At 45.0% G+C, this 6,448-nt stretch carries 5 protein-coding genes; 1 reads left to right on the top strand and 4 read right to left on the bottom strand.

The window, feature by feature from the left end; genetic code table 11:
- A partial coding sequence (gene murF / locus WEIDD23_RS05650; RefSeq protein WP_062358827.1) for a UDP-N-acetylmuramoyl-tripeptide--D-alanyl-D-alanine ligase occupies positions 1-1,122 on the top strand: 1,122 nt, incomplete at its 5' end.
- A 58-nt stretch (positions 1,123-1,180) separates the two neighbouring features.
- On the opposite strand, the gene WEIDD23_RS05645 is transcribed toward murF, so the two are convergent.
- The 4 genes from WEIDD23_RS05645 to WEIDD23_RS05630 form a co-directional block, all read right to left on the bottom strand.
- A complete protein-coding gene (locus tag WEIDD23_RS05645; protein ID WP_010371413.1) occupies positions 1,181-2,137 on the bottom strand; it encodes an ABC transporter permease in 957 nt (318 codons plus the stop codon).
- 2 nt (positions 2,138-2,139) lie between these two features.
- Complete coding sequence (locus WEIDD23_RS05640) at positions 2,140-3,276, bottom strand: ABC transporter permease (RefSeq protein ID WP_010371423.1); 1,137 nt, start codon at positions 3,274-3,276, stop codon at positions 2,140-2,142.
- A 4-nt stretch (positions 3,277-3,280) separates the two neighbouring features.
- On the bottom strand, positions 3,281-4,831 hold the full coding sequence (locus WEIDD23_RS05635) for an ABC transporter ATP-binding protein (protein ID WP_010371425.1): 1,551 nt from the start codon (positions 4,829-4,831) through the stop codon (positions 3,281-3,283).
- A gap of 222 nt (positions 4,832-5,053) precedes the next feature.
- Positions 5,054-6,133, bottom strand: coding sequence for a BMP family lipoprotein (locus tag WEIDD23_RS05630; protein ID WP_010371428.1), 1,080 nt, complete (start codon positions 6,131-6,133; stop codon positions 5,054-5,056).
- Positions 6,134-6,448 lie beyond the last annotated feature (315 nt).

The raw sequence follows: 6,448 nt of genomic DNA, 5'->3' as shown, positions 1-6,448 counted from the left end.
GTTGCCGATACGCTCGTGGCCTTCCAACAATTAGCCGTCTACTACTTGAAGCAAGTTCAACCAAAAGTTGTTGCGATTTCAGGTTCAAACGGTAAGACAACGACAAAAGATTTCGTTGCCGCAATTGGTGCTTCAACATTCAAAACTGTCAAAACACCAGCCAACTTCAATAACGAAATTGGCGTCCCAACGACCATCCTATCGATGCCTGCGGATACCGAATTGTTAGTCATCGAATTCGGTATGGATCGTCCTGGTGACCTAACCTTCCTATCTGAAATGGTTCACCCCGACATCGCTGTCTTAACGATGATTGGTGAAGCCCACATTGAATTCTTCAAAACTCGCGAACGCATCGCCGACGGTAAGATGGAAATCATTGCCGGCCTGCAACCGAACGGCGTCCTCGTGTACAACGGCGACGAACCATTACTCCGCGAACGCGCTGGTCAACACGCATTCTTGCATACTGCAACTTTTGGCCTTAATCCTGATAATGATTTGTATGCGTCAACAATTGCTATGAATCCCGTCGGTGCCACCTTCCAAACGGATAAATCAGCGATGACTTACCACATTCCATTGACGGGTCGCTACAACGTTTCTAACGCCTTGGCCGCCATTTCAGTCGGCATCTTGTTGGGGATTTCAGACGACAAGATTGCACAAGCACTTGCAGAAGCCCCCATCACTGAAAACCGCACTGAATGGTTAGCTGGTAATTTTGGTGGTAAGATTTTGTCTGATGTTTACAACTCAAATCCAACCGCTGCCAAGGAGGTCTTGCACTTCTTTGCCGAGACACCTGTCACAGGTCGACGTATTGCTGTTTTGGGTGATATGCTCGAACTTGGTGAAGCTGGCCCAGCCTTGCACGCTAGTCTTGCTGAAAAGCTTGATCCGGCCACGATTCAACACGTGTACCTCGTGGGTGACATCATGGCGAGCCTCGAAGATGTCTTGAGCGTTAATTACCCAGCTGGTACCGTTAAACGCTATAGCAAGGATGACAAGGCAACCCTGATTGCTGATCTTCAAGCTGATTTAACGGCTGATGATGCCGTCCTTCTGAAAGGGTCACATGGCATTCACCTTGAAGAAGTGGTAACTGCCTTGGTCTAATCAAACAACAGAAAAAAGCGATGCAGACATTCGAATGTCGCATCGCTTTTTATTGTCATTAGACTGACTTAATATAGTTCACACCGTCTGCCGCTGGGGCCTTTGACTTGGCGAAGAAGACAACCAAAATCAAAACCGTGAAGACGTATGGCGCAACTTGTAGGTAAACTGCTGGCACTTGGTTCAATAGTGGCAATTGTGCACCGACGATTGCCATTGATTGTGAGAAGCCGAAGAACAACGCAGCTGCCATGGCACCAACTGGATTCCAGCGACCAAAAATCATGGCCGCCATTGACATAAATCCTTGTCCAACAATCGTTGATGCTGAAAAGTTACCCGCGATTGATTGGGCGAACAACGCCCCACCAATTCCACCAAGGACACCTGAAATCAGCACACCGGTATAACGCAAAGCATAAACATTCAAGCCAAGCGTATCTGCAGCTTGTGGGTTTTCACCAACTGAACGCAAGCGCAACCCAAAACGGGTCTTAAACAATACCCATGAAGCTACAAAAGCTACGATAATCGCAACCCACGCTGTGGCAGAAGTCTTCGTGAAGAAGATTGTGCCGATAAATGGAATCTTTGCCAAACCAGGTACATTCCAGTAACCAAAGTTTTCTGCAATCATTGATGTTTGACCCTTACCGTACATCAACTTAATCAAGTAAACACCCAAGGCTGGGGCCATCAAATTCATCACTGTACCTGACACAATGTGGTCAGCGCGCAAAGTCACCGTTGCGACCGCGTGTAGCAATGAGAAAATCAGACCAATGACTGCACCAGCAATCAAACCAAGCCATGGCGTCAAAGCCCCAAATTGGCTTGCAAATGTTAAATTAAAGACAACGCCGGCGAAAGCTCCCATAATCATGGTTCCTTCTAGCCCAACGTTAACAACTCCAGCACGTTCTGAGAACGTACCCCCTAATGCAGTGAAAATCAAAGGCGCTGAGTAAACCAACGTACTTGAAATCACCAATTGCAAGATCGTTTCCAAACTCATGGTTACTCTGCCTCCTTCTCTACCTTCTTGTCGTTACGACCCTTTTTCTGAGGGCCGGCCAACTTCTTGGCTTTTTGTTTTGCATCGTCTTCATCGATCTTAACCAAAATCAAACGAATCAAGTAGTTCGCACCGATAAAGAAGATAATTGACGCTGTCACAACAGAAACCAATTCAGTTGGGACACCTGAAGCCAATGGCATTCCTAATCCACCAACAGACAAAATAGAGAACAACAAAGCAGCGAAGAAGATACCCAAGAACGAACCTGATGCCAACAAGGCAACCGCCATACCATCGTATCCAACTTGTGGTGCACCAGTTTGCGAGAAGATGTTCAAGTACGTTCCCAAACCTTCAGTTGCACCAGCCAACCCAGCTAACAAGCCAGAAATCGTCATGGCTGTAACTGCCGTGCGCTTTGCTGACATACCCGCATAACGAGCAGCATCGGGGTTCAACCCAACTGCACGGATTTCAAAACCAAGCGTTGTCCGCTTCATAATGAACCAAATGGCTACCAGCGCCACAATCGCAATGATAAACCCAATGTTCAAACGAGACCCACCCGTTAAGTTCGCAAGCAAATCCCAACGTAGCGAATCCTCCGTTGGCAACGTAACCGTCATATCAGTTGTCGTCATCAACTTCTTAGGTAACCCTTGCACAAAGGCATTTCCACCATATAAGGCAATGTAGTTCAACATGATTGTTGTAATAACTTCTGATGCACCAAACTGAGCTCGCAGCCAACCTGGCAAGGCACCCATCAAAGCACCAGCGAGCGCCCCGATGATAACTGCCAACGGAATTGACAGCCATGGTGTCATTGATTGGTTAACCAACACAAACCACGTTGATGCAATCCAACCAACCCAAACTTGACCAGCAAGTCCGATGTTGAAGAAACCGGCTGATTGTGCAACCAAGAAACCGGCCGCCGTTAGAATCAGCGGCGTCATCGATCGCAACACTTCACCGATATTCAATGATGACCCGAGCGCTGATTGCACCAAGCTCACATAACCAGTCACTGGATTAAAACCAGAGACCAACATGATGATCGCACCGACCATCAAACCAAAGAAGACAGCCAGGCCTGCAACGAGACCTGTACCGTATGAATTAATTTTATTCACCAGTCTACTCCCCCGCTAATTGCGCACGCGCTTCAGCCAATGACATTCCTGCCATCAACAATCCAAGCTCATTCTTTGACGTTTCATTTGCGTCAACGACACCTGTAATCTCACCATGTGAAATAACGGCGATGCGGTCAGCGACATTCAAAATTTCGTCCAATTCAAAGCTAACCAACATGACAGCTTTACCAGCATCACGTTGATTAATGAGTTGCTGGTGAATATATTCAATTGCACCAACGTCCAAACCACGTGTTGGCTGAGCTGCGATTACGAAGTCAGCATCACGATCCAACTCACGCGCGATAATGGCCTTTTGTTGGTTACCACCAGACAAAGCACTAGCCGGTACTAATTCGTTCACCGTACGAACGTCAAACTTTTCAATCAACTCACGAGCATGCGCGTTGATTTTGTCATAATCCAACACACCCGCCTTCGACATCGGTGCCTTGTAATACGTTTGTAGGGCAATGTTCTCAGCCAACGTCATATCCAATTCCAACCCAAAACGGTGACGGTCTTCTGGAATGTGGCCGACACCACTTTCAGTGATTTGGCGAGGCTTCTTATTGGTAATATTCTTACCCTTAAGTGTCACCTTACCCGATGCTGATGGCATCAATCCGGTCAAAGCAGAAATAAATTCTGATTGTCCGTTACCATCAATACCCGCGATACCCACAACTTCACCAGCTCGGAAATCCAAACTCAAGTTTTTCACAACTTCAACACCACGAGCGTCCTTAACCGTCAAATCCGACACGGACAAAATCGTGTCAGTTGGGTGAGCAGGCTCCTTTTCAGTTGAGAAGAGTGATACTGAGCGACCAACCATGATATCAGCCAGTTCTTGTGATGACACACCGGCAACAGGGAATGAGTCAATTGACTTTCCCCGACGAATAACCGTCACTTGGTCAGCCACCGCCTTGATTTCATCAAGCTTGTGCGTAATCAAAATGACTGACTTACCTTCAGCGGCCAAGCCCTTCAAAATTGTCATCAACTCATCAATTTCTTGTGGCGTCAACACGGCTGTGGGCTCATCAAAAATCAAAATATCAGCGCCACGGTACAACGTCTTCAAAATTTCTACACGTTGTTGCATACCGACCGAAATGTCCCCTGCCAAGGCGTTCGGATCAACATCCAGCCCATATTGTTCAGATAACTTTTTAATTTCAGTCGCGGCAGCTTTCGTATTTAACTTCAGCCCATTAACGGGTTCTGATCCCAAAATAATGTTTTCTGTAACTGTAAATGCATCAATCAACATAAAGTGTTGGTGCACCATTCCAATTCCTAATTCAGCGGCTTTTGAAGGGCTATCAACAATAACCTTTTGACCATTAATCAAAATATCGCCGGCAGTCGGTTGTAGCAACCCTGACAATTGATTCATCAGCGTTGACTTTCCAGCTCCGTTTTCCCCTAACAAGGCATGAATTTGGCCTCGCTTCACTTGCAAATTAATTTGATCATTCGCACGGAATTCACCAAATTGCTTCACAATGTCGCGCATTTCTAGCACGATTGGCTGATCTGCCATAGCACATTTCTCCCAGACATTTTTCTCGTCACATCTTCATCAAGACTATGACGTAATAGGTATATTTTACCTACTTTTTACTAAATTTTCTAGTCTATGCAATCGTTATTATTCGTCTATTAACATGGTTGTAATACAAAAATCGATTAACTAGAATTTTTCAATACATAAAAACAGGACATTCAATTAAATGTCCTGTTTTAAGTTCGTTTTTTAAACGTTTTACTTCATCGTGCTTGGCACAGTCACATCGCCAGACTTAATTGCCTTTTCAGCCTTCTCAACCGCAGACTTCTCTTCAGCATCCAAGTTCTTCTTTGTGATTGCAACACCGCCATCCTTCAAACCGTAAGTCGTTGTCTTACCACCAGGGAACTTACCGTCCATTGATTGGTTAGCAACCTTTTCGATTGAGCTAGCAATTTCCTTAATTGCTGACGTCAACGTGAAGTTGTCGCTCTTGCCATCCTTTGTCTTGTAGTTTCCTTGGTCGTTTTGATCCATATCAACACCAATGACCCAAGCCTTGTCCTTTGAACCAGCATTCAAGCCCGTATTAATGTCCTTGGCAGCTGTAAATACCGCGTTACCCGCAGGACCAGCAGCTTGGAAGATAACGTGCGCACCTGACGTGTAAATAGCGCTGGCGATTGTCTTAGCCTTCGCCGTATCAGTAAATGACTCCGCAAATTGGGCATCAACCTTCATATTTGGGTCAACTGACTTTACACCGGCGATGTAACCCGCCTCAAATGATTGAATGACTGCTGAATTCATTCCACCGATGAACCCAACCTTGCTGTCACCCAACTCCTTAGCCTTCGTTGCTGCAGCAACACCAGCTAGGTATGACGCTTCTTGTTGCTTAAACGTCAATGAAGCGATGTTCTTATATTGCTTTGATGCTACATCGTCGACCAACACGTAGTCAGTCTTTGGGTTTTGCTTAGCTGATGCAACCAACGCATCATTCGTCGCGTAACCCACACCAATCAACATGCTGTACTTTGCTGATACACCTTGTTGGAAGTTCGTTGCAAAATCAGCATTTGTCTTTGAAGCAAAGTAGTCATAACCATTTGCGCCCTTCTTCAAATCGTGTGACTTTCCCCAAGCTTTCACACCATTCCAAGCTGACTCGTTAAATGACTTATCGTCGACACCACCAACGTCAGTAACCATCGCTACTGAGAAATTCTTCTTGTTTGAATCTGATCCGTTGTTTCCGGCGACTGCGGCCCCAATACCCACAGCAGCAACAACAACGACACCACCAATAATCAAATTACGACGTGAAACCATTTCTCATATCCTCCAAAGTAACAAACTGTATGTTCCTAGTTTAATCGCTTGGTTAACAAAACGTTTAACTGTTAACCTAACTTGCTGTGATTAGTATATAAGGTTCTTTTAATAAAAACAATGAATAAAGTGTGAATTTCGTTCGTTTACACCCTGAAAAGTTAAACGTTTTACTATATTTTAGACCTATTATAGCCCCAATAAACGAACAATAACGTCTAAAAACAATAAAACGTTTTTAGTAAAAACGTTTTACTTTTAAATTATCCATTGGTTAAATGGCGTATTTTCGTCACAATTTTTTCTTTACAGTTT

The organism is Weissella sp. DD23 (genome assembly GCF_001579105.1).
GTDB classification, from domain to species: Bacteria; Bacillota; Bacilli; order Lactobacillales; family Lactobacillaceae; genus Weissella; species Weissella cibaria.
The sequence above is the reverse complement of the archived record's forward strand: the minus strand, read 5'-3'. Positions and strand labels throughout refer to the sequence as shown.

Coding starts and splice junctions, on each gene's coding strand:
- WEIDD23_RS05645 (WP_010371413.1), bottom strand. CDS start 2,137: ATGAGTTTGGAAACGATCTTGCAATTGGTGATTTCAAGTACGTTGGTT.
- WEIDD23_RS05635 (WP_010371425.1), bottom strand. CDS start 4,831: ATGGCAGATCAGCCAATCGTGCTAGAAATGCGCGACATTGTGAAGCAA.
- WEIDD23_RS05630 (WP_010371428.1), bottom strand. CDS start 6,133: ATGGTTTCACGTCGTAATTTGATTATTGGTGGTGTCGTTGTTGTTGCT.